The 25,922-nt window shown below is 70.3% G+C and carries 25 protein-coding genes; 5 read left to right on the top strand and 20 right to left on the bottom strand.

Features of this window, described 5'->3' with window-relative positions; genetic code table 11:
- Entirely contained in the window at positions 1-1,005 is a 1,005-nt protein-coding gene (cydB, locus tag GE115_RS16940) for a cytochrome d ubiquinol oxidase subunit II (protein WP_153685943.1), read from the bottom strand.
- A 12-nt stretch (positions 1,006-1,017) separates the two neighbouring features.
- A complete protein-coding gene (locus GE115_RS16935) occupies positions 1,018-2,430 on the bottom strand; it encodes a cytochrome ubiquinol oxidase subunit I (RefSeq protein ID WP_312855309.1) in 1,413 nt (470 codons plus the stop codon).
- A gap of 101 nt (positions 2,431-2,531) precedes the next feature.
- Here GE115_RS16935 and GE115_RS16930 point away from each other — a divergent pair, with 101 nt between their 5' ends.
- From GE115_RS16930 to GE115_RS16920, 3 genes are read left to right on the top strand one after another with little or no spacing between them, the layout of a single operon-like run.
- Entirely contained in the window at positions 2,532-2,915 is a 384-nt protein-coding gene (locus GE115_RS16930; protein WP_153685942.1) for a BlaI/MecI/CopY family transcriptional regulator, read from the top strand.
- Between the two features lie 2 nt (positions 2,916-2,917).
- The gene (locus GE115_RS16925) at positions 2,918-3,844 is read left to right on the top strand and encodes a M56 family metallopeptidase (protein ID WP_153685941.1); all 927 of its coding nucleotides are present in this window, start codon (positions 2,918-2,920) and stop codon (positions 3,842-3,844) included.
- 40 nt (positions 3,845-3,884) lie between these two features.
- Positions 3,885-4,598: a DedA family protein gene (locus GE115_RS16920; protein ID WP_312855308.1), complete on the top strand. Its 714-nt coding sequence runs from the start codon at positions 3,885-3,887 to the stop codon at positions 4,596-4,598.
- Positions 4,599-4,622: 24 nt separating this feature from the next.
- On the opposite strand, the gene GE115_RS16915 is transcribed toward GE115_RS16920, so the two are convergent.
- From GE115_RS16915 to GE115_RS16895, 5 genes are all read right to left on the bottom strand, one after another.
- Positions 4,623-5,549 (bottom strand): ABC transporter substrate-binding protein, encoded by a 927-nt coding sequence (locus GE115_RS16915; RefSeq protein WP_153685940.1) that lies wholly within the window; start codon positions 5,547-5,549, stop codon positions 4,623-4,625.
- A 21-nt stretch (positions 5,550-5,570) separates the two neighbouring features.
- On the bottom strand, positions 5,571-6,290 hold the full coding sequence (locus GE115_RS16910; protein ID WP_153685939.1) for an ABC transporter permease: 720 nt from the start codon (positions 6,288-6,290) through the stop codon (positions 5,571-5,573).
- A complete protein-coding gene (locus GE115_RS16905; protein ID WP_312855307.1) occupies positions 6,287-6,973 on the bottom strand; it encodes an ABC transporter permease in 687 nt (228 codons plus the stop codon). The genes GE115_RS16910 and GE115_RS16905 overlap by 4 nt, the downstream gene beginning before the upstream one ends.
- Entirely contained in the window at positions 6,970-7,782 is an 813-nt protein-coding gene (locus tag GE115_RS16900; protein WP_153685938.1) for an ABC transporter ATP-binding protein, read from the bottom strand. Before GE115_RS16900 ends, GE115_RS16905 begins: the two co-directional genes overlap by 4 nt.
- Before the next feature lie 86 nt (positions 7,783-7,868).
- Positions 7,869-8,531: a TetR/AcrR family transcriptional regulator gene (locus tag GE115_RS16895; protein WP_312855306.1), complete on the bottom strand. Its 663-nt coding sequence runs from the start codon at positions 8,529-8,531 to the stop codon at positions 7,869-7,871.
- A gap of 107 nt (positions 8,532-8,638) precedes the next feature.
- On the opposite strand from GE115_RS16895, the gene GE115_RS16890 reads away from it, so the two are divergent.
- The gene (locus GE115_RS16890; RefSeq protein WP_153685937.1) at positions 8,639-9,757 is read left to right on the top strand and encodes an App1 family protein phosphatidate phosphatase; all 1,119 of its coding nucleotides are present in this window, start codon (positions 8,639-8,641) and stop codon (positions 9,755-9,757) included.
- Between the two features lie 27 nt (positions 9,758-9,784).
- Here the strand turns inward: GE115_RS16890 and GE115_RS16885 are convergent, their stop codons facing one another.
- From GE115_RS16885 to hisD, 3 genes are all read right to left on the bottom strand, one after another.
- A complete protein-coding gene (locus GE115_RS16885; protein ID WP_153685936.1) occupies positions 9,785-10,843 on the bottom strand; it encodes a quinone-dependent dihydroorotate dehydrogenase in 1,059 nt (352 codons plus the stop codon).
- Positions 10,844-10,866: 23 nt separating this feature from the next.
- Positions 10,867-11,340: a transcriptional regulator NrdR gene (gene nrdR / locus GE115_RS16880; RefSeq protein ID WP_153685935.1), complete on the bottom strand. Its 474-nt coding sequence runs from the start codon at positions 11,338-11,340 to the stop codon at positions 10,867-10,869.
- A gap of 176 nt (positions 11,341-11,516) precedes the next feature.
- Positions 11,517-12,830, bottom strand: a complete 1,314-nt coding sequence (gene hisD, locus GE115_RS16875) for a histidinol dehydrogenase (RefSeq protein ID WP_153685934.1) — start codon at positions 12,828-12,830, stop codon at positions 11,517-11,519.
- A gap of 142 nt (positions 12,831-12,972) precedes the next feature.
- On the opposite strand from hisD, the gene GE115_RS16870 reads away from it, so the two are divergent.
- On the top strand, positions 12,973-14,505 hold the full coding sequence (locus GE115_RS16870; protein WP_172979995.1) for a DUF2142 domain-containing protein: 1,533 nt from the start codon (positions 12,973-12,975) through the stop codon (positions 14,503-14,505).
- Here GE115_RS16870 and dnaE read toward each other — a convergent pair.
- The 10 genes from dnaE to murC form a co-directional block, all read right to left on the bottom strand.
- Positions 14,460-17,930 (bottom strand): DNA polymerase III subunit alpha, encoded by a 3,471-nt coding sequence (dnaE, locus tag GE115_RS16865; RefSeq protein WP_153685972.1) that lies wholly within the window; start codon positions 17,928-17,930, stop codon positions 14,460-14,462. The genes GE115_RS16870 and dnaE overlap by 46 nt on opposite strands.
- Before the next feature lie 101 nt (positions 17,931-18,031).
- On the bottom strand, positions 18,032-18,952 hold the full coding sequence (locus GE115_RS16860) for an RluA family pseudouridine synthase (RefSeq protein ID WP_153685932.1): 921 nt from the start codon (positions 18,950-18,952) through the stop codon (positions 18,032-18,034).
- A gap of 5 nt (positions 18,953-18,957) precedes the next feature.
- Complete coding sequence (lspA, locus tag GE115_RS16855) at positions 18,958-19,587, bottom strand: signal peptidase II (protein ID WP_153685931.1); 630 nt, start codon at positions 19,585-19,587, stop codon at positions 18,958-18,960.
- Positions 19,577-20,275: a DivIVA domain-containing protein gene (locus tag GE115_RS16850; protein WP_153685930.1), complete on the bottom strand. Its 699-nt coding sequence runs from the start codon at positions 20,273-20,275 to the stop codon at positions 19,577-19,579. Before GE115_RS16850 ends, lspA begins: the two co-directional genes overlap by 11 nt.
- 138 nt (positions 20,276-20,413) lie before the next feature.
- A complete protein-coding gene (locus GE115_RS16845) occupies positions 20,414-20,731 on the bottom strand; it encodes a YggT family protein (protein ID WP_312855304.1) in 318 nt (105 codons plus the stop codon).
- Positions 20,732-20,742: 11 nt separating this feature from the next.
- A complete protein-coding gene (locus tag GE115_RS16840) occupies positions 20,743-21,219 on the bottom strand; it encodes a cell division protein SepF (protein ID WP_153685929.1) in 477 nt (158 codons plus the stop codon).
- Between the two features lie 41 nt (positions 21,220-21,260).
- Positions 21,261-21,953: a YggS family pyridoxal phosphate-dependent enzyme gene (locus tag GE115_RS16835; protein ID WP_312855303.1), complete on the bottom strand. Its 693-nt coding sequence runs from the start codon at positions 21,951-21,953 to the stop codon at positions 21,261-21,263.
- Positions 21,950-23,173: a cell division protein FtsZ gene (gene ftsZ, locus GE115_RS16830; RefSeq protein WP_153685927.1), complete on the bottom strand. Its 1,224-nt coding sequence runs from the start codon at positions 23,171-23,173 to the stop codon at positions 21,950-21,952. The genes GE115_RS16835 and ftsZ overlap by 4 nt, the downstream gene beginning before the upstream one ends.
- A gap of 168 nt (positions 23,174-23,341) precedes the next feature.
- Positions 23,342-24,340: a cell division protein FtsQ/DivIB gene (locus GE115_RS19300; RefSeq protein ID WP_153685926.1), complete on the bottom strand. Its 999-nt coding sequence runs from the start codon at positions 24,338-24,340 to the stop codon at positions 23,342-23,344.
- A gap of 145 nt (positions 24,341-24,485) precedes the next feature.
- A complete protein-coding gene (murC, locus tag GE115_RS16820) occupies positions 24,486-25,889 on the bottom strand; it encodes a UDP-N-acetylmuramate--L-alanine ligase (RefSeq protein ID WP_312855302.1) in 1,404 nt (467 codons plus the stop codon).
- Between the last annotated feature and the right edge of the window lie 33 nt (positions 25,890-25,922).

The raw sequence follows: 25,922 nt of genomic DNA, 5'->3' as shown, positions 1-25,922 counted from the left end.
TCAGTGCGCCGCGGCCTCGACCGCGCTCCGGGTCACGCGCTTCCGGAAGATCCAGTACGTCCAGCCCTGGTAGAGCAGGATGAGCGGCAGGAAGATCACCGCGACCCAGGTCATCACCGTGAGGGTGTACTCCGAGCTCGACGCGTTCGCGATCGTCAGGCTGTTCGCCGGGTCGTTCGAGGCCGGCATGACGTCGGGGAACAGCGCCGAGAACAGGCCGAGCACGGTGGCCGCGATCGTGATCGCGAGCAGCGTGAACGAGGCCCCCTCGCGGCCGCGCACGTTCGCGAGCCAGGCGCCCACGAGCGCCAGCGCCGCGAGCGCCGCGAAGCCCCAGAACCAGGCCGTGCCGTACGCGAGCCCCGTCCACACGAGGAACGCGGCGGCCACTACGATCGTGAGGAGTCCGGCGCGGGTCGCGAGCCGGCGCGCCCGTTCGCGAAGGTCGCCGTCGGTCTTCAGCGACGCGAACACCACGCCGTGCGTGAAGAAGACGAGCAGGGTCGTGAGCCCGCCGAGCAGGGCGTACGGGTTCAGCAGGTCGAACAGGGTGCCCGTGTAGTTGTGGCCGGCATCGAGGGGCACCCCCTGGACGATGTTCGCGAAGGCCACGCCCCAGAGCAGCGCCGGCACGGCCGAGCCGACGACGATCATCCAGTCGAAGCGGCGCTTCCACGCGGCCTCGGGCCGCTGGTGGCGGTACTCGAACGAGACGCCGCGCGCGATGAGTGCGAGCAGGATCAGGAGCAACGCCAGGTAGAACCCCGAGAACAGGGTGGCGTACCACTCCGGGAACGCCGCGAACAGCGAGGCGCCGGCGACGATCACCCACGTCTCGTTCAGGTCCCAGACCGGGCCGATGGTGTTGATGAGCACCCGGCGGTCGGTGTCGTCCTTGCCGAGGAACGGCAGCGACATGCCGACCCCGAAGTCGAACCCGTCGAGCACGAAGTAGCCGACGAAGAGCGCGGCGACGATCCAGAACCAGACGACGGCGAGATCCATGGCCTTCTCCTCCTAGTAGACGGTCGACGCGGGCTCGACCCGGCCGGTCTCGGGGTCGGGTTCGCCGACGTCGGGCGGGCCCTTCCGGATGGCGCGGATGACGAGCTTGAACTCGACGACCGCGAGGATGCCGTAGACGACGGTGAACGCCACCAGCGAGATGAGCACCTCGAGGCCGGTCACGTTCGGAGAGACGGCGGACTCCGTCGGCAGCAGGCTGAAGACGATCCAGGGCTGACGGCCCATCTCGGTGAAGACCCAGCCGACGATCATCGCCATGAGCGACAGCGGGAAGCTCCAGATCGCGACCGCCCAAACCCAGCGCTGCTTCGGCAGGCGACCCTTGCGGGTGAGCCACAGGCCGGCGACCGCGACGGCCACGTGCGCGAGGCCGAGGCCGATCATCCAGCGGAACGACCAGTACGTGATCCAGATGATCGGCGCGTAGTCGCCCGGCCCGTAGAGCGCCTGGTACTGGGCCTGCAGGTCGTTGATGCCCTCGACGCAGCCGTCGAACGTATGCGTCGACAGGAATGAGAGCAGGTACGGGACGCGGATGGAGAACAGCTCGGTCGTGCCGTCCGGCGTGCCGAGGGTGAAGATCGAGAACGAGGCATCCGCGCCGCAGACGGTGTTGTAGGTCGCTTCGGCGGCCGCCATCTTCATCGGCTGGGTGGCGACCATCGCGAGGCTCAGCTGGTCGCCGAAGAGCACGGTGAGCCCTCCGGCGACGACCATCGTCCAGAGGCCGAACTTCAGTGCGGGCCGCATGGTGTCGACGTGCTGGCGCCGGGCGAGGTGCCAGGCCGCGGCCGAGATGATGAGGCCCGCGGTGACCATGAAGGCGGCGGCGATCGTGTGCGGGAACGCCGCGAGGGCGACGGGATTGGCCAGCAGTTCGCCGATGTCGACGAGTTCGGCACGACCGGCCTGCTCGTTCATCTGGTATCCGACGGGATTCTGCATGAACGCGTTCGCGGCGATGATGAAGTACGCCGAGAGCACTGAGCCGACGGCCGTGGCCCAGATCGTCGCGAGGTGCACGCCGCGGGGCAGCTTGTCCCAGCCGAAGATCCAGAGGCCGATGAACGTCGCCTCGAAGAAGAAGGCGAGCAGTCCCTCGAGCGCGAGCGGGGCACCGAACACGTCGCCGACGAACCGCGAGTACTCCGACCAGTTCATGCCGAACTGGAACTCCTGGACGATGCCCGTGACGACGCCCATCGCGAAGTTGATCAGGAAGATCGACCCGAAGAAGCGCGTGACGCGCAGGTACTCGAGCTTGCCCGTGCGGTACCACGCCGTCTGGAAGATCGCAGCCGTCGTGGCGAGCCCGATCGTCAGCGGGACGAACAGGAAGTGGTAGATCGTCGTGAGCCCGAATTGCCACCTGGCCAGCAGCAGCGGATCCAGCAGATCGTTCACGGATGCCCCTTTCCCGGGAGCGGGATGCGTTTCTACTCATCGTAGAACCATGTTTCTACCTTCCGTAGAAACTCTCTCGACGACGAGGTATCGTGGAGGGCATGGCGAACCTCGGAGAACTCGAGCGCTCCGTGATGGAGCGACTCTGGGCGAGCGACGCCGCACTCACCGCCAACGAGCTGCGCGACCGACTCACGCTCGTCGGAGAGGCCGGCGAGGCGGGCGATCGCTCCCCCGCGACGACGACGGTGCTCACGGTCCTCGCCCGACTCGAGCGCAAGGGCTTCGTGTCGCGCTCGCGCGACGTCCGCCCGCACCGCTACCGCGCCCTGCTCTCGCGCGCCGAGCACACCGCCGAGATGATGCACGAAGTGCTCGATCGCGCCAGCGACCGCGATGCGGCACTCGCGCGGTTCATCGGCACCGCGACCCCCGGCGAGACCGACACCCTGCGGCGGCTGCTCGACGAGCTCGCGCGCCGCTGACGATGCTCGCGATCGCCGCCCTCCTCGGCGTGCTGGCGGTCGCCCTCGCGTGGCCCGTTCCCGTCGCGCTCTCCCGTGCGGAGTGGCCCGCGCGCGCCCCCGGACTCGCGCTCGCGCTGTGGCAGGCCATCGCGCTCGGCGGCGCGCTCTCGATGATCGGATGCCTCGTCGTCGTCGGCACCGCGCCCGACGGCTCGATCGTGGGCTCGGCCGAAGCCCTGCTGCCCGCCTTCGCGAGCGGGCCGATCCCGGCCGAGTTCGGGGTGGTGCACCTCGTCGCGCTCACCCTCGCGGCCGGGCTCGCCGTGCACCTCGCCCTGAACCTCGCCGCGACGGCCGCTCGGGCGGAACGCGAGCGCCGTCGCCAGCATCAGCTCATCGCGATCCTCAGCGACCCCATGCCCGGGGAGCCGCGAACGCGGGTGCTCGCGCATCCGGTTCCGCTCGCCTACTGCGTGCCCGGCCTGCGCACCGCGACCGTGCTCACCGAGGGCCTCGTGGCGGTGCTCTCGCCCGACGAGCTGCGAGCTGTCGTGGCGCACGAGCGCACGCACCTCGAGCAGTTCCACCACCTCGTGCTGCTGGCCTTCCGCGCCTGGCACCAGGCGCTGCCGTGGTTCCCGATCGCCAACCGGGCCGAGCGCGCGGTCACCGTGCTCACCGAGATGCTGGCCGACGACGGAGCCCGGCGCGCGACCGGCGCGGCGCCGCTCGCCGGCGCGCTCGAACGGCTGGGTGTCGCCGGCGAGCCGGGCGCGTACGCCGACTCGGGCGGCGTGGAGCCCGACCGCGAGACGGTCGAGGCGAGACTCGCCCGGCTGCGATCGCCTGGGCCCCCGCTCGGCGGGCTCGCCCGCATCGCCACCGCGGTGGTCGCCGTGGTCATCGTCGCGACGCCGCTCGTCGCGATGCTGATGATCATCCGCTAGTCCGACGCCGCGGGCGGGCAGGGCTCGTAGGCTCGTGCCTGTGAACGACCTGCTCGACTGGATCCTCGACACCGTGCAGTCGGTCGACCCCGTGCTGCGGACCCTGCTCGCCGGAATCGGGATCCTGCTCGAGACCTCGGTGCTGATCGGGCTCGTCGTTCCCGGAGACACCATCGTGCTCGTGGCCTCGACGGCCGTCGAGGGCCCGGTCGAGTACCTCGCGCTCGCCCTGACGGTCATCATCGGGGCGCTCATCGGCGAGTCGATCGGGTTCGCGCTCGGGCGGTGGTTCGGCCCGCACATCGTGCACTCCCGTCTCGGGCGACGCATCGGCGAGGACCACTGGCGGCGCGCCCAGCTCTACCTCGACCGCCGCGGCGGTCCGGCGATCTTCATCTCGCGGTTCCTGCCCGTGCTCCACTCGCTGGTGCCGCTGATCGTGGGCATGAGCACCATGAGCTACCGCCGCTTCCTCGCGTGGACGGCTCCCGCGTGCGTCATCTGGAGCTTCGCGTACACGACGGTCGGATGGCTCGCCGCCGACGGGTACCGCGAGCTCAGCCGCGACCTGCACTGGGCCGGATACCTCTTCGTCGCCGTCATCGCCCTGTTCCTCGTCGGCGTCTGGGGCGTCAAGAAACTGCTCGAGCGCTCAGAGGCCAAGCACCTCTCGCTCGACGAGCCGAGGCCGGGCACGACCGAAGGGCCGGACGCCGCGGCATCCGACCCCTCGATCGACGACGTCACCCGCTGAACGCGGCGCCGCTCACCGACCCGTTCAGAACAGGTCCTGCTCGGCGAGCCAGTCGGCGGCGATGTCGTCGGCGGACTCCTGTCCGTTGACGCTCCGGTCGTTCATCGCCACCAGGTCGGCCGGGGTCATCGCCGCGCTGACGGCATTGATGATCTCGGCGATCTCGTCGGTGACCTTCTCGCTTGCGAGCGGTACGACGTTCGACGCGAGGAACAGGCCCTTCGGGTCTTCGAGCGTGACGAGGTCGTTGGCCGCGATGTTCGGATCGGCGCTGTAGATGTTCACCATCTGCACCTGGTCGTCGACCAGCGCCTTCACGGTGAGCGCTCCGCCGCTGTCCTCGATCGCGGTGAACCCGACCTTCACGCCGTAGGTCTCCTCGAGGCCCGCGGGGCCGTAAGGCCGGGTCTCGAGCTCCGCGTTGCCGCCGAGCGTGATCGGCTCGGTCACACCCGCCAGGTCGTCGAGGCTCGTCACGCCGAACTCGTCGGAGAACGCCTTCGTGACGTTGTACGAGTCCTGGTCGGTCGCCTCCGACTGATCGAGCACGCGGAGCCCCTCGGGCACGGCGGCCTCGAGCGCCGCGTACACGTCGTCGCTCGTGCGGGCCTCGGTCTCGGGCTCCCAGAACTGGAGGAGGTTGCCCGTGTACTCGGGGAACAGGTCGATCTCGCCCGCCTCGAGCTCGGGCAGGTACACCTCCCGCTGCCCGATGCGGAACTCGCGCTCCACCTCGTAGTCGTTCGCCTCGAGGGCCTGCGCGTAGATCTCGGCGATGATCTCGTTCGAGTAGTAGTCCTGCGAGCCGATCACGATCGCCTCGCCTCCGGCGGACTCGCCGCCCGATCCCTCGTCCAGAGGATCACCCGATGCGCACCCTGCCAGGGCCACTGTCGCCCCGACCGCGACCGCCGCCAAGGCGACGAGCCGGCCTTTTCCTGCTGTGGACATTCAATTTCCCTTCGTCGTGGGTCACCCCATCGCCGCTCGCGGCCGGGATGGCCGTGAACGGAGCCGTGCGGTCCCGCGTCGGACGCGGACGCCCTCGGGGACCACGAGTCGTTGGGTCAGCGCGAAGGCGCCGTCGAGCACGAGAGCCAGCGCGATGATGAGCATGGAGACGCCGAGGACCATCGGGTAGTTGCCGGTCTTCAGCCCCGAGAACAGATAGGTGCCCAGACCGCCGCCCCCGATGTAAGCGGCGAGGGTCGCCGTGGCGACGACCTGCAGCACCGCCGACCGGATGCCGCCGATGACGGTCGGCAGGCCGAGCGGCGCCTCGACCCGGAGCACGATCTGCCCCTCGGTCATGCCCATCGCCCGCGCGGCGTCGACCGTCGTACGAGAGACGCCGCCGACCCCGGCGTACGCCCCCGCGAGCACGGACGGGATGGCGAGCACTACGAGCGCGAGGTACGGCGCGAGCACCGAGAGGCCCATGGCGAGGGCCAGGATCGTGAGCAGCCCGAGCGTGGGCAGCGCGCGCAGCGCGCCCGAGACGACGACCGCGGGCTCGCGGCCCCGCCCGGTGTGGCCGATGAGCACGCCGATCGGCAGCGCGACGATGGTCGCGCCCGCGACGACGGCGAGGCTGAAGACGACGTGGAACGCGAGCCTCGCGCCGATGCCGTCGGGGCCCTCCCAGTTGGCGGGGTCGAAGAGCCAGGCGAAGGCCTCGGCGAAGACGTTCATGCGCCGACCTCCGCGAGTTCCTGCTCGACGATGCCGCGCCTCCGGCGCCGTGGCGCGCGGGCCCAGGGCATCAGCAGCCTGCCGCCGAGCACCGCGAGCGCGTCGAGGGCGACGGCGATCAGCATCGTCGCGATGACGCCCGACCAGATCTCGGCCGGGATGTTGCGCTGGAAGCCGTCGGTGAACAGGCTGCCGAGACTCTGCACGCCGATGACTGCGCTGATCGTGGCGAGGCTGACCGTGCTGACGATCACGACGCGCAGGCCCGCCAGCAGGCCGGGACCGGCGAGCGGGAGTTCGACGCCCGTGAACCGTCGCCAGGCCGAGAAGCCCATCGCGGTCGAGGCGAGCCGCACGTCGCCGTCGACGTCGCCGAACGCGTCGGCGGCGGTGCGCACCATGAGTGCGACGCCGTACAGCGCGAGCGCGAGGATCATGTTGGCGGGTGAGCGCAGCGGCACCCCGACCAGCCCGGGCAGCGTCAGCAGCAGCGGCAGCGACGGGATCGCGTAGAGGATGCCGCACACCGAGAGCAGCAGCCCCCGCGACCAGCGGAAGCGCCACGCGGCCCACCCGATCGGCACGGAGATCACGAACGCCAGTATGACCGGGGGTACCGACAAGGCGAGGTGGACCACGACGAGCTCGCCGATACGGTCGAGGTTCGACCAGACCCAGTTCACGACTCGAGCACTCCGGCGGGGCGGCCGTCGGCGTCGACGACGATCTCCCGGCCCCCGACGTTCGCGCGCCGCAGCACGCGCCTGCCGCGGTCGGCGCCGATGAAGTCGCCGACGAACTCATCCGCGGGCGCGGCGAGGATCTCGGCCGGGGTTCCGTCCTGGACGACCACGCCCCCCGCGCGGAGGATCACGACCCGGTCGCCGAGCCGGAACGCCTCGTCGACGTCGTGGGTGACGAACACCACGGTCTTCGCGAGGTCGCGCTGCAGGCGCAGGAGTTCGTCCTGCAGTTCGGTGCGCACGATCGGGTCGACCGCCCCGAACGGCTCGTCCATGAGGAGGATGTTCGGGTCGACCGCGAGGCCGCGCGCGACGCCGACCCGCTGCTGCTGGCCGCCGGACAGCTGCGACGGGTACTTGTCGGCCAGCGAGCGGTCGAGCCCGACCGTGTCCATCAGCTCGAGGGCGCGGGCTCGCGCCGCTCGCTTGGGCTCGCCGCGCAGCACGGGAACGGTGGCGATGTTGTCGACGACCCTCCGATGCGGCAAAAGGCCGCCGTTCTGCATCACGTACCCGATCGATCGGCGCAGCTTCACCGGGTCGACGGATGCCACGTCGACGTCGTCGATCCGCACCTGGCCCTCGGAGGGGTCGACCATCCGGTTGACCATGCGCAGCAGCGTCGTCTTGCCCGAGCCCGATGAGCCGACCAGTACGGTGATCGACCGTGGCGCGAGGGTGAGGTCGACCCGCTCGACCGCCACGGTGCCGTCGGGGAACTGCTTGCGCACGCCGCGGAACTCGATCATGCCGTCAACCCCCACCCGGGGCGATCGGCGCCCCGCACCGTTCAGCCAAACACGTCGGGCACCCCGCGGGCAAACCCCGGCAGGGCTCAGGCGGCGGCGGAGGTCCGGCGAACGCCGTCGAGGTGCTCGGCGAGGTAGCTGCGGACGACCACCTTCGCCTCGGCGAGGTAGCGTTCGTCGCCCGCGGCATCCCGCGTGTAGGCGCGGTGGATCAGCGCGTCGGCGATCTCGATGGCCACGCCCAGCCGGAACCGCAGCTCGTCGGTGTCGTCGCGGCCGCCGAACTCGTCGATGATGAACCGCGCCATGCGGCTCGCGAACTCGGGCTCGGTGCCGTCTTCGGCGATCTCGCGATCGCCGGCATGGACGACGCCGAAGCCGGGCTCCTCGCGGTACAGCTCGGCGAACGCGTCCATCGCGGTCTCGATGAGGTCCCACCACGACTGGAGGCTCGTCTGCGTGAGCCGCTCGGCCACTCGGGCGCGGAACCGGTCGACGCATCGGTCGCGCAGGCCATGCAGCACCGCGACGCGGTCGGGGAAGTACCGGTACACGGTTCCGATCGACGCGCCCGCGCGCTCGGCGACCATCTGCGTCGTGAGGCGTTCGAAGCCGACCTCGTCGACGATCTCCGCAGCGGCGTCCAGCAGCGCGTCCAGCCGCTGCGTGCTCCGTCGCTGCGTCGGCTCGGTCCGGACCGCGCGACGGCGCCCGGATTCCGACCCAAGGATCAGGTCGATGTTCGGCACGAATCCTCCTCAACTTGCCGGACCACTCTACCTGCCGCGAGGAGGGGCTCCCGACCACCGCGGGCCGCGGTTCGCGGGCGGTCGACGCGACATGACAGACTGAGGGGATGCCGGAGACCTCCCCCTCGCCGGTCGGTTCCCGCCAGCGAACGGCCCGGCACGGCGCCGCGCGCTTCGAGGACGCGCTGCACGACATCCGCGAGCGCTTCGCGCGGTGGCGGGGGCACGTGCCGACCGTCATCCCGTACACCGGCTACGGATCGACCGAGTGGGTGCGGGTGCTCTGCCGGGTCCTGCTCTCCAAGCCGGCCAAACCGGTGAAGGCGACGAAGGCGGGTGCGCGCGCGAAGCGCCGGGCTTCCCGCGAACAGGGCATACGCGGCTGGCGCAGCTTCACGAGCGTTCCGGTCGGCGAAGTCGCGGTCTCGATCGAGGTCGGCGGCCAGCGGCTGGAGGTGCTCGCCGATCGCGGCGGCGTCGTCGACACCAAGGTGCCGGTGCACCTCGAGCCCGGCTGGCACGTCGCGACCCTGCGGGTCGCGGGCTCGGCACCCGTCGAGGCGCCCGTGCACGTGATCGATCCCGACGCGCGCTTCGGCATCATCTCCGACGTCGACGACACGGTCATGGTGACCGCACTCCCCCGCCCGCTCGTGGCCGCCTGGAACACGTTCGTGCTCGACGAGCACGCCCGCATCCCCACTCCCGGCATGGCCGTGCTCTACGAGCGGCTCGTGCGCGCGTATCCCGGCGCCCCGGTCATCTACCTCTCGACCGGCGCCTGGAACGTGGCGCCGGCGCTCACCCGGTTCCTGTCGCGCAACCTCTACCCCGCGGGTCCGCTGCTGCTGACCGACTGGGGCCCGACGCACGATCGGTGGTTCCGCAGCGGCCGAGCGCACAAGGAGGAGAACCTGCGCCGGCTGGCCGAGGAGTTCCCCGACCTGCGGTGGCTGTTGATCGGCGACGACGGCCAGCACGACGAGGAGCTCTACGCGCGGTTCGCGGCGGAGCATCCCGAGCGGGTCCTGGCCGTCGCCATCCGTCGCCTCTCGCCCGGCGAGGCGGTGCTCGCCGGCGGACGCACGAAGACCGAGGAGCACGCCGCCGGCCTGCCGTGGGTGAGCGCGGGCGACGGCTCGAACCTCGCCGACCAACTCGCCGCGGCGGGCATCCTCAACGCGAGCCGATCCGACGGAGCCGACGGCACCGGCGACGAGCGCTGATCGGCAAGCGGCCCTGCGAACCTGCCGTCAGGCCGCGTGCGCTCGCGTTCGCGCTCGCGCTCGCGCGAAGCGGGCGAGACCGCGGTTGATGTCGCGTGCCCAGAGCGGCCCGCGGTAGATGAACGCCGAGTAGCCCTGCACGAGCGTGGCGCCGGCATCGAGCCGGTCCTGGACGTCGGCCGCGGTCTCGACGCCGCCGACCGAGATGACGCAGAGCTCGGCGGGAACGTGCTGCCGCACGAGCCTGAGCACGTCCATCGCACGGGTCGCGAGCGGCGCTCCCGAGAGGCCGCCCGCGCCGATGCGCTCGATCTCGGCGCGCGAGCTGCGCAGGCCCTCGCGCGAGATGGTGGTGTTCGTGGCGATGATGCCGTCGAGCCCGAGCCGCACGACGAGCTCGCAGATGCGGCGCACCTCGTCATCGGCGAGGTCGGGTGCGATCTTCACGAGCAGCGGCGTACCGCGTGAGGCGCGCTGCACCGTCTCGAGCAGCGGTGCGAGCGCGTCGAGTTCCTGCAACCCGCGCAGGCCCGGCGTGTTCGGCGAGCTCACGTTGACGACGAGGTAATCGGCGAACGGCGCCAGCACGCGCGCGCTGCGCTCGTAGTCGCCGACGGCCTCCTCGACGGGCGTGACGCGGCTCTTCCCGATGTTGACGCCGAGCACCGGGCGCCGTCGACGGCGCGAGAGTCGGGACAACCGGCCCGCCGCGGCATCCGCCCCGCCGTTGTTGAACCCCATTCGGTTGACGAGCGCGCGGTCGGCGACCAGGCGGAACAGCCGCGGCCGGTCATTGCCGGGCTGCGCGATCGCGGTCAGCGTGCCGACCTCGACGTGGCCGAAGCCGAGCTGGCCGAGGCCGCGTACCGCGAATCCGTCCTTGTCGAAGCCCGCGGCGACGCCGAACGGCGAGTCGAAACGCAGCCCGAGCGCCTCGACCGCGAGCTCGGGCGCCGGACGCGTGAACCGGCGGACGAGCCGGCCGAAGCCGAGCGTCGGGAGCAGCCGGATGGCGCGGAACGCGAGGTGATGGGCCTGTTCCGGGTCCATGCGCGTGAAGACCAGGGAGAAGAGAAGTCGATACATGCCGGACTCAGGCTAGCCGACGGCTACTCGACCGGCCGCGCCGGCAGGCGCCCGTGCTCGGCCCGCAGCGCCTCGATCGCCGATTCGAAGTCCTCGAGGGACTCGAAGGCCTGGTACACGCTCGCGAACCGGAGGTAGGCGACCTCGTCGAGTTCGCGCAGCGGCGGCAGGATCGCGAGTCCGATGTCATTGGCCTCGATCTGCGACGCGCCCGTCGAACGGATCGTCTCCTCGACCTTCTGCGCGAGCACCGCGAGATCGGCGTCGGTGACCGGCCGGCCCTGGCACGCCTTTCGCACGCCGAGCACGACCTTCTCGCGGCTGAAGGGCTCGACGACGCCGCTGCGCTTGATCACCGAGAGGCTCGCGGTCTCGGTCGTCGAGAACCGGCCGCCGCACTCGGGGCACTGCCGGCGCCGCCGGATCGAGAGGCCGTCGTCGCTCGTGCGGGAATCGATGACCCGGGAATCGGGGTGGCGGCAGAAGGGGCAGTACATGGTGCTCCCAGCCTAGTGGCGCGGCGCGGGCTGCCGCCGGTCGGCCNCAGTACATGGTGCTCCCAGCCTAGTGGCGCGGCGCGGGCTGCCGCCGGTCGGCCCGGCGCGACGCCGGTCGGGTCGGCGCGACGCCGGTCGGGTCGGCGCGACGCCGGTCGGGTCGGCGCGCGGCGCCGCTACTGCTCGCGGGCGAACCGCGCCGTGACCGCCTCGCCGTGCGCCGGAAGCTGCTCCTCGGCCGACAGCGCCGCGATCACCGGAGCGACCTCGCGCAGCGCCCGCTCGTCGTAACGGACCACCTGCTGCGGCCGCAGGAACGTCGCGGCCGAGAGCCCCGACACGAACTTCGAGGTGCCGCCGGTCGGCAGCACGTGGTTCGAGCCGGCGGCGTAGTCGCCGAGGCTGACCGGCGAGTAGGGGCCGATGAAGATCGCCCCCGCGTTGTCGATTCGGGCGAGCGTCGCATCGACGTCGGCGACCTGGATCTCGAGGTGCTCGGGGGCGAACGCGTTCGAGAAGGCCGCCGCCTGTTCGAGATCGTCGACGAGCACCACGGCCGACTGCGGGCCTTCGATCGCACGCCGCACCCGTTCGGCATGCCGCGTCGCGGCGACCCGCACCGCGAGACGGTCGGCCACGTCGGCGGCGAGCTGCGGCGAGTCGGTCACGAGCACGGATGCCGCCAGCTCGTCGTGCTCGGCCTGGCTCACGAGGTCGGCCGCGACGAAATCGGCGTCGGCGTCGGCATCGGCGATGACGAGGATGTCGGTCGGGCCGGCTTCGGCGTCGATGCCCGTGACGCCCGCGACGAGGCGCTTGGCCGCCGCGACGAACACGTTTCCGGGCCCGGTCACGCGCTGCACCGGGGCGAGGCCCAGGTCGGCCACCCCGTAGGCGAAGGCGCCGATCGCACCGGCGCCGCCCATGGCGTACACCTCCTCGATGCCGAGCAGCGCCGCCACGGCGGCGATCGTCGGGTGCACGCGCCCGTCGTGGTCTGACTGCGGTGGCGACGCGAGCGCGATCGACCGCACGCCGGCGACCTGCGCCGGCACGACGTTCATCACGACGCTCGAAGGGTAGACGGCCTTGCCGCCCGGCACGTACAGGCCGACGCGCTCGACGGGCTGCCAGCGCTGCTCGATCACGGCGCCCGATGCGAGCGTGACGGTTTCGGGAGCGGGCACCTGCGCGGCGCTCGCGATGCGCACGCGCTCGATCGTCGACTCCACGGCGCGGCGCACCTCGGGGTCGAGCGCGTCGAGTGCTGCGCTCAGCTCTTCGGCCGGCACCCGGATCGCCGCCGGCCGCACGCCGTCGAATCGTTCCGCCTGCTCGAGCAGGGCAGCGGACCCCTGGGCGCGGACCTCGTCGATGATGCGGGCGGCCGGCTCGAGGGCCTTCGTGACGTCGGTCTCGGCGCGGGGTACGAGCGCGAGCATCTCGGTCGGTGACGGACGAGTACCGCGGAGGTCGAGGGTGCGCAACATGATCCTCCCAGCGTACCGAGCGGGACCCGACGTCGCCGGGGCGTCGGGGGCATCGGCCCGCTGGAGGCACGTCATCGGCATTCCACTAGTGTGGGCGGGACATTCATTTTGCCTTGCAAGAGAAAGCCGCCGGTGCATCGGGGTGCGCACTTCCTTCCAATCATCGAAAGCCGTTCGCGTCGGTGCACTGGTCGTCGCTCCCCTTGCCCTGCTCGTCGCGTTGCTGGGCTGGTCGCTTTCGACGCCACTCGCTTCGAGCCCTGACGAGGATTTCCACCTGGCCAGCATCTGGTGCGGCAGCGGCGAACGCGATGGGTTGTGCGAACCTGCCTCGGACCCTCGCCTCCGGATGGTTCCAGTCGAACTCCTGAATGCCCAGCGGTGCTTCGACCATCTACCCGATCAGGCTGCAACCTGCCCGAGACAGCCGCCTTCCCTGCTGGTCGAAACCGATCGGGGCAATTTCGACGCCGTTTATCCACCGGTGTTCTATGCGGTGATGAGCATGTTCGCGACGTCCGACTTCTCTGTGTCCCTCCTCTTGATGCGGGCATTCAACGCGGTGCTCTATGTGGGCATGATGTCTGCACTGTTCGTGCTATTGCCTCGAGCGCGGCGCGGAACTCTGCTGTGGGGCAGTCTCGCGACTATTGCACCTTTCGGGATGTTCCTGATCCCGAGCGTGAACCCGAGCAGTTGGGGTGTGATCTCCGCCTCCACGATGTGGCTGGCAGTGCTCGGGTATTACGAGGCGCGCGGCACTCGACGGAGAGTCGCCTTCGCGGCGCTGGCCGTATTGTCGTTGATCCTCGGTGCCGGATCTCGGAGCGATGCAGCGGCGTTCGTAGCGATTGCGATCGTGATCGCGACTGTGCTGTCGGCCAATCCGACCATCTCCTACTTGCGGCGAGCGACGTTCCCGGCTGCCCTGTTCCTCGTCGCAGTCGCGGTATTCCTGAGCTTCGGCCAGTCCAATGCTGTGAATCCTGGCGTCGGTCTCAGCGTCCCCCTCGATCCGACGAGCGCGACGCTCACTCCGCTTCAGCTGTTCTGGATCAACCTCACCCGCCTGCCAGAGCTGTGGGCTGGGGCGTTCGGGGCTCCGATCGGCACTCAGTCACTGTGGCTCGGGACCGTGACTCCCGGCGTCGTCTGGTTCCCGGCGATCCTGGCATTCGGGGGGGTCGTATTCCTGGGCCTGCGTGCACTGGACTGGCGAAAGGCGATCTGCCTCGGGATTCTCGGATCGCTGCTGGTGTCCCTCCCGATGATCTGGCTCATGCGCGACCAGATCATGGTCGGGCAAGGAGTGCAGTCCAGATACCTCTACCCCATCCTCATCATGCTCGCGATGATGAGCCTCTTCGGTCTCGCCGGCGCCAATGCGCGGATGAATGTGGTTCAACTCGTGTGCATCGCGGGTGTCGCATGGGCGGCCAACCTCGTGGTGCAATGGATGACGCTCCGTCGGTACGTGACTGGCTTGGATGCCCGTTGGATCAACCTTGACAACGGTATCGAGTGGTGGTGGGCGGCGCTGCCTATAGGTCCGATGGCGCTCTGGGTGGCGACATCCGTCGCCTTCGCTGTGTTGTTGTCGGTTTGCGTTTGCTATGGAGCGGTGGCCCGTCACGCGAGGCAGTTCGGGCCGAGCAGGCTCTTGATCTCGCCGTAGAAGTCGGCGCTGACCTGCACGGGGTACGGCAGTTCGAAGACGCGCGCGGTGCGGCCCTTCGTGAGCTTGAGCCGCACCTCGGTCTCGCCGCGGTGGCGGACGAGCACGTCGCCGAGGGCCGTGATCGTGTCGGTCGTCGCCCGGTTGTCGGGGATCGAGATCATGACCGGGCTCGAGTCGTCGCCCTCGCCGAGCTCGGGCTGGAAGACGCTGTACGCGTGCAGGTTCATGCCGTCGTCGCGGAGGCTGACCCGGCCGCGCACCACCACGATCGAGTCGCTCTGCAGGCCCGGCGCGAACTCCTGGTACGCCTTGCCCATGAACATCACGGTGATCTCGCCCGTGAAGTCCTCGACCTGGATCATGCCGTACTGGTTGCCGCTCTGGCGGGCGACCCGGTGCTGCACGCTCGTGACGAGACCGGCGACGGTGACCGTGTCGCCGTCTTGGGTCGAGTCCGACGAGGTGAGGTCGAGGATCGTCGTCGACGCGTGCTTCGCGAGCGGCGTCTCGAGGCCGTCGAGCGGGTGCTCGGAGACGTAGAGCCCCAGCATCTCGCGCTCGAAGGCGAGCTTCTGCTTCTTCGCCCACTCGGGCCGGTCGGGCACGGGTGAGGGCGCGGCCTGCTTCTCGTGCTCCTCGAAGAGGCTGTCGAAGTCGAAGCCGACGTCGCCGTTCTCTTCGGCGCGCTTCTCCTTGACCGCCGACTCGACGGCGCCCTCGTGGATCTCCACGAGCGCGCGGCGCGTGTGGCCGAGCGAGTCGAAGGCGCCCGCCTTCACGAGCGACTCCACGGTGCGCTTGTTGGCCACCTGGATGGGCGACTTCTTCAGGAAGTCGTGGAAGGTCTCGAATCGCCCCGACTTCTCGCGCGCCGCCCGGATCGCGTCGACGACGTTGAAGCCGACGTTGCGGACGGCGCCGAGGCCGAACCGGATGTCGTCGCCGACGGCCGCGAAGAACCCGATCGACTCGTTCACATCGGGCGGGAGCACCTTGATGCCCATGCGCCGGCACTCGTTGAGGTAGAGGGCGAGCTTGTCGCGGGCATCGCCGACGCTCGTGAGCAGCGCCGCCATGTACTCGGCGGGATAGTGGGCCTTGAGGTACGCGGTCCAGTAGGAGAGCACGCCGTAGGCGGCCGAATGCGCTTTGTTGAAGGCGTAGTCGGAGAACGGCAGCAGGATGTCCCAGAGGGTCTTGATCGCGGCATCCGAGAAGCCGTTGGCCTTCATGCCCGCCGAGAAGCCCTCGTACTGCTTGTCGAGCTCCGACTTCTTCTTCTTGCCCATCGCGCGCCGCAGAATGTCGGCCTGGCCGAGGGAGAACCCGGCGACGCGCTGGGCGATCGCCATGACCTGCTCCTGGTAGATGATCAGGCCATAGCTCGTGTCGAGGATGTCCTTCAGCGGCTCCTCGAGTTCGGGATGGATCGGCGTGATCTCTTGCAGGCCGTTCTTGCGCAGCGCGTAGTTCGTGTGCGAGTTCGCACCCATCGGGCCCGGCCGGTACAGCGCGATGACGGCCGAGATGTCCTCGAAGTTGTCGGGCTTCATGAGGCGCAGGAGCGATCGCATCGGCCCGCCGTCGAGCTGGAACACGCCGAGCGTGTCGCCCGAGCCCAGCAGGTCGTACGCCGCCTGGTCGTCGAGGGCCAGATCTTCGAGCACGGGTCGGAACCCGCGGTTGGCCTCGATGTTGTCGAGCGCGTCGTCGATGATCGTGAGGTTGCGCAGCCCCAGGAAGTCCATCTTGATCAGGCCCAGCGACTCGCACGCCGGGTAGTCGAACTGCGTGACGATCTGGCCGTCCTGTTCGCGCTTCATGATCGGGATGATGTCGATCAACGGATCGCTCGACATGATCACGCCCGCTGCGTGGACGCCCCACTGGCGCTTCAGGTTCTCGAGCCCGAGCGCCGTGTCGAAGACCGTGCGCGCCTCGGCGTCGGTCTCGATGATGGCCCGGATGTCCCCGGCCTCCTTGTAGCGCGGGTGGTCCTTGTCGAGGATGCCCGAGAGCGGGATGTCCTTTCCCATGATGGCCGGCGGCATCGCCTTCGTGAGCTTCTCGCCCATCGAGAACGGGAAGCCGAGCACCCGTCCGGAGTCCTTCAGCGCCTGCTTCGCCTTGATCGTGCCGTAGGTGACGATCTGCGCGACGCGCTCCTCGCCGTACTTGTCGGTCACGTACCGGATGACCTCGCCGCGACGACGCTCGTCGAAGTCGACGTCGAAGTCGGGCATGGAGACGCGGTCGGGGTTCAGGAAGCGCTCGAAGATCAGGCCGTGCTGCAGCGGGTCGAGGTCGGTGATCTTCATCGCGTACGCGGCCATGGAGCCCGCGCCCGACCCGCGGCCCGGGCCGACGCGGATGCCGTTGCGCTTGGACCAGTTGATGAAGTCGGCGACGACGAGGAAGTAGCCGGGGAAGCCCATCTGGCTGATGACGCCCACCTCGTAGTCGGCCTGCCGGCGGACGTCGTCGGGAATGCCGTTCGGGTAGCGCTCGTGGAGGCCGAGCTCGACCTCCTTCACGAACCAGCTCTCCTCGCTCTCGCCCTCGGGCACGGGGAAGCGCGGCATGTAGTTGGCCGACGTGTTGAACTGCACGTCGCAGCGCTCGGCGATGAGCAGCGTGTTGTCGCACGCCTCGGGGTGGTCGCGGAAGACGTGCCGCATCTCGGCCGCGGTCTTCAGGTAGAACTCGTCGGCGTCGAACTTGAACCGGTTCGGGTCGTCGAGGGTCGACCCCGACTGCACGCACAGCAGCGCCGCGTGGCTCTTCGCGTCGTGCGCGTGGGTGTAGTGCAGGTCGTTCGTGGCGACCAGCGGCAGGCCCAGATCCTTCGCGAGGCGCAGCAGGTCGTCCATGATGCGCTTCTCGATGCCGAGCCCGTGGTCCATGATCTCGGCGAAGAAGTTCTCGCGCCCGAAGATGTCGCGGAAGTCGGCCGCGGCCTTCACCGCCTCGTCGTACTGGCCGAGGCGCAGCCTCGTCTGGACCTCGCCCGAGGGGCATCCGGTCGTCGCGATCAGGCCCTTCGAGTAGGTCTGCAGCAGCTCGCGGTCCATGCGGGGCTTGAAGTAGTAGCCCTCGATGCTCGCCTTCGACGACAGCCGGAACAGGTTGTGCATGCCCTCGGTGGTCTCGGAGAGCAGCGTCATGTGCGTGTACGCGCCCGAACCCGACACGTCGTCGCCGCCGCCGGAGCCCCAGCGCACGCGGGTCTTGTCGCCGCGGGCGGTGCCCGGCGTGAGGTACGCCTCGGTGCCGATGATCGGCTTGATGCCAGCGTCGGTCGCCTGCTTCCAGAAGTCGTACGCGCCGAACACGTTGCCGTGGTCGGTGATCGCCACGGCCGGCATCTGCTCGCCCTGCGCCGCCTTGATCAGCTCGCCCACCCGGGCTGCGCCGTCGAGCATCGAGTACTCGGAGTGCACGTGCAGGTGGACGAAGGAATCGGCGGCCACGGGGCTCCTCGCAAGCGTTTCGGGGTCTTCAGTCTATGGTCGCCCACCGACGCTCAGTCGCCGCGGAGCAGCTCCAGCGCGTGCGCGAGATCGGCCGGATACTCCGACTCGAACACCGCCCACTCCCCCGTCGCCGGGTGCGTGAATCCGAGCTGCTTCGCGTGCAGCCACTGCCTCGTGAGGCCGAGCCTCGCTGACAGCGTCGGGTCGGCTCCGTACATCGCGTCGCCGGCGCACGGATGCCGCTGCGCCGCCATGTGCACGCGGATCTGGTGCGTCCGACCGGTCTCGAGGTGCACCTCGAGCAGCGATGCGTACGGGAACGCCTCGATGGTCTCGTAGTGGGTCACCGCGTGCTTGCCGTCGGCGGTCACCGCGAACTTCCAGTCGGAGCGCGGATGCCGCCCGACCGGGGCGTCGATGGTACCCGCGAGCGGGTCGGGGTGCCCCTGGACCACGGTGTGGTAGATCTTCTCGACCTCGCGGTCGTGGAACGCGCGCTTGAGCGCCGTGTACGCGCGCTCGGACTTCGCGACGACCATGAGCCCGCTGGTGCCGGCGTCGAGCCGGTGCACGACCCCCTGCCGCTCGGGGGCACCGGAGGTGGAGATCCGGAAGCCGGCGGCCGCGAGCGCACCGACCACGGTCGGGCCCTCCCAGCCGACGGACGGATGCGCCGCGACCCCGGCCGGCTTGTCGACGACCACGAGGTCGTCGTCGTCGTGGACGATGCCGAGGTCGGGCACCGGGATCGCCTCGACCTCGAGCGCGCGCGGAGGCTGCCAGCTCACCTCCAGCCAGGCGCCGGCGCGCAGCCGGTCGGACTTGTCGAGCGGCCGGCCGTCGACCACCACGCCACCGGCGGTCGCGATGTCGGCGACCTGGGTGCGCGAGAAACCGAGCAGCTTCGCGAGGCCGGCGTCGACGCGCGTGCCGTCGAGGCCGTCGGGAACGGGGAGGGCTCGGTACTCCATCGCGCTCAGGACTCGGTGGCGAGACGGGCCGGGGTCGTCTGCGCTGCGGCGTCGCCCGATGCGGCGGAGCGCTCGGCGGGCGCGACGTCGTCGGATGCGGCCGGCGGGACGCGTTTGGCCTCGCGCGAGCCGTCGAGTCCGATGCCACGGATCGTGAGGATCATGAACAGCACCATGCTCGAGACGATCGCGATATCGGCGACGTTGTAGATCGCCGGCAGCATCCACGGGGTGGAGATGAAGTCGATCACGTGGCCGAGCCCGAAACTCGGCTCGCGCAGGAGCCGGTCGGTCAGGTTGCCGAGCACGCCGCCCAGCAGGAGGCCGAAGACGACGGCCCACGCCACCGAGCGGATGCGCCCGGCGAACCAGATGATGAAGGTGATCACGCCGGCGGCGAGGATCGTGAAGATCCACGTCATGCCGCTCGCGATCGAGAACGCTGCTCCGGGATTGCGCACGAACTGCCACTGCAGGATCGTGCCGAGGACCGGGACGACCTCGCCCTCGGTCAGGTTGTGGACGACGAGCGCCTTGCTCAGCTGATCGAGCCCGTAGGCGACGACGGCCGCCCCGACGAGGACGAGGAGCGCGGTTGCGGTGCCGGCTGCCTTGCCGCCCCGCTCAGCCGCCAAAGCCCTGGAACGTCGGCGCCGGCGCGGCGTCGCCCTGGCGTGCCGGAGCACCCATCGGCGACGAGTAGCCCTGGCCGCCCGAGACCTGCACCGGCGCGGCGGTGTCGAGCTCGCGCAGCTGGCCCTCGATGTAGCCCTTCAGCTTCTGCCGGTAGTCGCGCTCGAAGACGCGCAGCTCGTCGACCCGCTTCTCGAGCGCCACGCGCTCCTGGTCGAGCACCGTCATCTGCTGGCGCGACTTGGCCTCGGCCTCGGCGACGACGCGTGCCGCGGTCGCGTGACCCTCGGCGATGAGCGCGTCGCGCTTCTCGACGCCCTCGCGCACGTGCTCCTCGTGGAGCCGGCGGGCGAGCTGGAGCAGGTTGGTGGTCGAGGCCTGCTCGTCGAGCTCGGACTGCGGCGTCGGCGCCTGCGTGGGCACGGCCACGGTGGGCGGCGGTGCGGCCGGCTCGGCGTAGGCGGCGACGGGCGCGGCGGCCGGGGTCACGGACGCGGAACGCGCGGCTTCGGAGGCGCGGGCCTCAGCGGCTGCGAGACGCTGGCGGAGGTCGTCGTTCTCCTGGTTCAGTCGTCGCAGCTCCACGACGACCTCGTCGAGGAAGTCGTCGACTTCGTCCTGGTCGTAGCCCTCGCGGAACTTCGTCGCCTGGAAGCGCTTGTTGACCACATCTTCCGGAGTTAGCGCCATGGCTGCCCACCCTCAAATCTGTCGATAACGGTTCGGATCGGTTCTGCCAACGTTAGCAGGGTCGTCGGAGGCGAAGCAGTGCCGTTCGTCTCGACTCGACATGCTCGCAGGAGATCATCAGTCGTGCGTCCCACGGTGTCACGCGGTCGCCGCGGTGGCGACCGAGAGGCCGGAGACGACCGTCATCAGCACGATCACGAGCAGCATCGCGAGGCTCCAGCCGAGGTCGAGCGCGATCTGCCCGATGCGGATCGGCGGGACCAGTCGACGGAAGAACCGCACGGGCGGATCCGTGAGCGTGTACACGGTCTCGACGACCACGAGCCAGAAGCCACGCGGTCGCCAGTTGCGATTGAAGGTCCGGATGAGGTCGAGCACGAATCGCGCCCACATCACGAAGAAATAGATCACGAGGATCGTGGAGAGCGTGCTCCAGACGATCGACAGTACTCCCACGTCGGGAGAGTCTACGCGTGCGAGAAGAAGGTCGCGTCCGCGTCGCTCTCGCCGTCGCCCGTCTCCCCCGACACCACGACGTGCGCCGGCGAGAGCAGGAACACCTTGCTCGTCACGCGTTCGATCTTGCCGTGCAGGCCCTGCGAGAGCCCGCTGGCGAAGTCGATCAGGCGGCGCGCGTCGCCGTCGGACATCTGGGACAGGTTGATGATCACCGGAACGCCCTCGCGGAACGATTCGGCGATGACCTGGGCGTCGCGGTACTGACGCGGGTGGACCGTGAGGATCTCGTTCATCTCCGCCTGCGGGGTGCTCGGTTGGGGGGTCGGCTTGCGCAGCGGCGTGACCGCTGCTCCGCCCTTCGGCGCGGGGGCCGCCTGGACGATCGGCGCGGGCGCCGCCGCGGGCGCCTGCGGAACGGGATCGGCCTCGAGTTCCTCGTCGGCCAGTCCCAGGTAGACCATGGTCTTCTTCAGCGGGTTCGACATCGCTGCCCTCCGTCGTTCTTCCGTCTGCTCCGAGGCTAACCTCAGGCCGGGCGATTCCCGGTGATTGCGGTCCCGATGCGAAGGTGTGTCGCACCCTCCAAGATCGCGTCCGCATAGTCGTGGCTCATGCCCATGGACAATGCCGTGGCATCCGGTGCGAGTGCACGCACGCGCTCCGACATCGCGCGTACGCGGGCGAACGCGGGCCGCGGCGGCTCGTCGAGCGGAGCGACCGCCATGAGCCCGCGCAGGCGCAGGCCCGGCGTCGCGAGGACGCGCTCCACGAGCGCCTCCAGCGCGTCGGATGCCACGCCGCCGCGGCCCGGGTCATCCGTCAGGTTCACCTGCACGAACGCGTCGACGGATGCCTCGTCGGAGCGGAGCGCATCGACGAGCGATTCGCGATCGATCGAGTGGATCGCCGAGGCGTAGGCGCGCACCTGGCGCGCCTTCTTGCCCTGCAGTTGCCCGATGAAGTGCCAGCGCAGGTCGAGCCCGGCGAGCTCGGCGGCCTTCTCGCGCGCCTCCTGGTGGCGGTTCTCGCCGATGTCGCGCACCCCGAGGCGCGCGAGCTCGGCCACCAGCGACGCCGGATGGAACTTCGTGACCACGATCGTCGTGATCTCGTCGGCACCGCGGCCGGCCGCCTCGGCGGCCGCCGCCACGCCCTCGCGGACCCGCTCGAGGCGGTCCGCGAGGGCACCCGACGCGTCGGGGTGGTGCTCGGAGGTCACTTCAGGAAGTCGGGGATGTCGAGGTCGTCGCCGTTGTCGTCGAACGCGGGATCGCTCACGATCTGGTCGCCGGTCGAGGTGTCGATCTCGCCCCAGTTCGCCGACTCGACGAGCTCTTCGATGTCGATCTCGGCGATCGGCTCCTCGACGTCGGACGAGGCCGACGACGCGCCCAGCGATGAGCCCAGTGCCGACGAGCCCACGGCGGCGCCGACCGCGGCCGGCACGAAGTTCGTGCGGCGCGCCTCGACGACCGGCTCCTTCGCGTTCGGCTCGCCGCCGTCGAAGCCCGCCGCGATGACGGTCACTCGGACCTCGTCGCCGAGGGTGTCGTCGATGACCGCGCCGAAGATGATGTTCGCCTCGGGGTGCACGGCCTCCTGGACGAGGCGCGCGGCGTCGTTGATCTCGAAGATGCCGAGGTTCGACCCGCCCTGGATCGACAGCAGCACGCCGTGCGCACCGTCGATCGAGGCCTCGAGCAGCGGACTCGCGACGGCGAGTTCCGCCGCTTTGATCGCGCGGTCGGCCCCTCTCGACGAGCCGATGCCCATGAGCGCGGAGCCCGCGCCCTGCATCACCGACTTGACGTCGGCGAAGTCGAGGTTGATGAGGCCCGGCGTCGTGATGAGGTCGGTGATGCCCTGGACACCGGCGAGGAGCACCTGGTCGGCGGTCGCGAACGCCTCGAGCATCGAGATGCCGCGATCGCTGATCTCGAGCAGCCGGTCGTTCGGCACGACGATGAGGGTGTCGACCTCTTCCTTCAGGCGCGCGACGCCCTGTTCGGCCTGCGTCTGGCGACGCTTGCCCTCGAAGCTGAACGGCTTCGTGACGACGCCGATGGTGAGCGCGCCGATGGACTTCGCGATGCGGGCCACGACGGGCGCGCCGCCCGTGCCGGTTCCACCGCCCTCGCCCGCGGTGACGAAGACCATGTCGGCGCCCGCGAGCGCCTCCTCGATCTCCTCGGCGTGGTCCTCGGCCGCGCGGCGACCGACCTCGGGATCCGCGCCGGCGCCGAGGCCCCGGGTCAGGTCCCGGCCGACGTCGAGCTTCACGTCGGCGTCGGACATGAGCAGTGCCTGGGCGTCGGTGTTGATCGCGATGAACTCGACGCCGCGAAGCCCGAGTTCGATCATGCGGTTGACGGCGTTGACGCCGCCACCGCCGATGCCGACGACCTTGATGACGGCGAGGTAGTTCTGGTTAGTCGACATGTCCGGCCCTCCGTGCGAACTCTGAACTCTGAACCTCAAGTGGAAGGTTAAAGTTTTGCCGAGTATGCAATTCCTGTCACTGACGGTAGGCGGTGCCCCGCCGGGTGGACGCCAGCGCGCCCCGCGTGTCGCGATCCCTCGACGGGATCCGGATGGATCGAGTCCGGGTCAGCCGATGACGGCGCTCATCGGCGCCGACACGTCGTAGTAGTTCGGGACCGTGTCGGGCGGCGCGGCGGCCATGAGCCCGGCCAGGACCGTCGCCTTCAGCCTCGACTGCTCGCCGCTGCCCCAGATGACGGATGCCCCGCTCGCGAGCTCGAGCCGGACGTCGTCGGCGGTCTCGGCGGTGGCGCGTACGACCTGCGGGCGCACGTCGGGCGGCAGGCTGCGCATCACGGCGGCCGCGGCCCTGAATCCCTCGGACGCGACGCCGCCAGCATCGATCAGGGGCTCCCCCTCCGGCCGCTCGGCCGGCCGGTCGATGACGACGCCCGCGGCATCCACCAGCTCGAGGCCCCGGTCGGTCTCGACGACGCCCACCGGTGTGCGCTCGACGATGCGCACCACGAGCGTGCCCGGCGGGAGGGTCTCGGTCGAGTACGTCTCGACGAGGGCGAAGTCGCTGAGCGCCTCGCGCACATCCGCCGAGGTGATCAGCGGCAGCGGCGTGCCGAGGTCGGGGGCGAAGGCCGCCTGGAGCTCGGCTGCCGGGATCCGCTGCGCACCTTCGATGCGCACCTCGCGCAGGGCCATGAGCGGCGAGTACGCCGCGCCGACCAGTGCCGCCGACACGACCACGACGCTGCCGGCGCCGACCAGCCATGCGAGCCGGCGCCGCCGGGAGCGGGCCGTGAACCGGCGCACCTCCTGCCGCTCGTAGCGGCGGCGCTCGCGCGCCGCCCGAGCCAGCGCCTTCCGCGCGCGCTTCGGATCCGCGGATGCCGGATCGATCGGCGCCTCAGTGCCGGGCGACCTGCCGGGGGCATCGGTTCCGACGGTCGGGATCGGCAGCGACCCCGCCAGCGACCCCACGCCGGCATCCGCGCCTCCGCTCGCGGCGGAGGACGCGGCCGGGGCCTGGACGGGGATCGGCTCGGTCGCCGTGCGGTCGCGGTCGAGCGCCGCCGCCCCGGTGCCGGCGGCGGTGGGGCCGGGGACCGACACGGAGGCCGACCGTGTCGAAGCCGACGACGGCGCCTTCGCTGGCGCAGCCGATGCCGAAGCGGTCTCCGAGCCGGATGCCGCGGCGGGGGCCGGGCGCTTCGCCGGCCCCTCGAATCCCTGCGGGCGCTTCACGCCCAGGCCTCGCTCACCCGCGCTCCCGCTCCAGCGAGGCGAGCAGCTGCGGCACGATCCGGTACACGTCGCCGCATCCGAGGGTGATCACGAAATCGCCCTCGCGCGCGATGCGCGCGGTGTGATCGGCGGCCGCCTGCCAGTCGGCGATGAAGGCGACGTGCGCCGGGTCGGCGAACCGCTCGCTCACGAGGGCGCCGGTCACGCCCGGCACGGGGTCCTCGCGCGCGCCGTAGACGTCGAGCACGACCGTCTCGTCGGCGTAGCGCTCGAGCACCTCGGCGAACTCCGTCGCGAACGCCTGCGTGCGGCTGTAGGTGTGCGGCTGGTGCACGGCGATGATGCGGCCCGAGCCGACGACCGTGCGGGCGGCGGAGAGCGCCGCGGCGACCTCCGTCGGATGGTGCGCGTAGTCGTCGTAGACGCTGACACCGCCGACCGTGCCGTGCAGCTCGAACCGGCGGCCGGTTCCGGCGAAGCGTTCGATGCCCGCGAGCGCGGCTTCGGGGTCGTGGCCGAGGCCCACCAGCACCGCGAAGGCTCCGGCGGCGTTGATCGCGTTGTGCCGGCCGGGGATGCGAAGGCGCGCCGTGAACGTGCGGCCGTCGTGGTCGATCGCGAACCCCACGGGCCCGTCGGTCTCGATCGAGTGCACGCGGACCGTGGCATCCTCGGCCTCGCCGAAGGTCACGACGTTGCCGTGCGACAGGCGGGCCGCGACGCGCTGGGCGCCGGGGTCGTCGCTCGAGATCACGACGGTCTCGCGGGCCCGGTCGGCGAATTCGACGAACGCCTGCTCGAACGCCTCGCGAGAGCCGTAGTGGTCGAGGTGGTCGGGATCGACGTTCGTGATGAGCGCGACCGAGGTGTCGTAGAGGAGGAACGAGCCGTCGGACTCGTCGGCCTCGACCACGAACAGCTCGCCGTCGCCCGCGGCCGAGCTGACGCCCAGTTCCTCGATCACGCCGCCGTTGACGAAGCTCGGGTCGGCGCCCACGGCCAGCAGGCCCGTGATGATCATGCCCGTCGAAGTGGTCTTGCCGTGCGCGCCCGCCACCGAGACGAGCCGGCGCCCGCCGATCAGCGCCGCGAGCGCCTGCGACCGGTGCAGCACCGGCAGGCCGCGCTCCAGGGCGAGCACGTACTCGGGATTGTCCTGCCAGAGCGCGCCCGTCACGACCACGGTATCGACGTCGTCGCGCAGGTTCTCGGCCGCGTGGCCGATCGCGATCTCGGCACCCAGGTCGCGCAGCGCGCGGATGTTGTCGGAGTCGCGCACGTCGGATCCCGTGACCCGGTGACCGTCGCCGATCATCAGCCGGGCGATGCCGCTCATGCCCGAACCGCCGATGCCGACGAAGTGCACGGCGCCGAGCTCGGCGGGGATGTGGACGGACGGGTCGGGCTTGATCGTCACGGTGCGGCGGGCCTTCCAGCGGGGTCTCGGTCG

Origin of the sequence: Agromyces agglutinans (assembly GCF_009647605.1) — a bacterium.
GTDB classification, from domain to species: domain Bacteria; phylum Actinomycetota; class Actinomycetes; order Actinomycetales; family Microbacteriaceae; genus Agromyces; species Agromyces agglutinans.
This window is presented reverse-complemented; position numbering and strand designations above follow the sequence as displayed.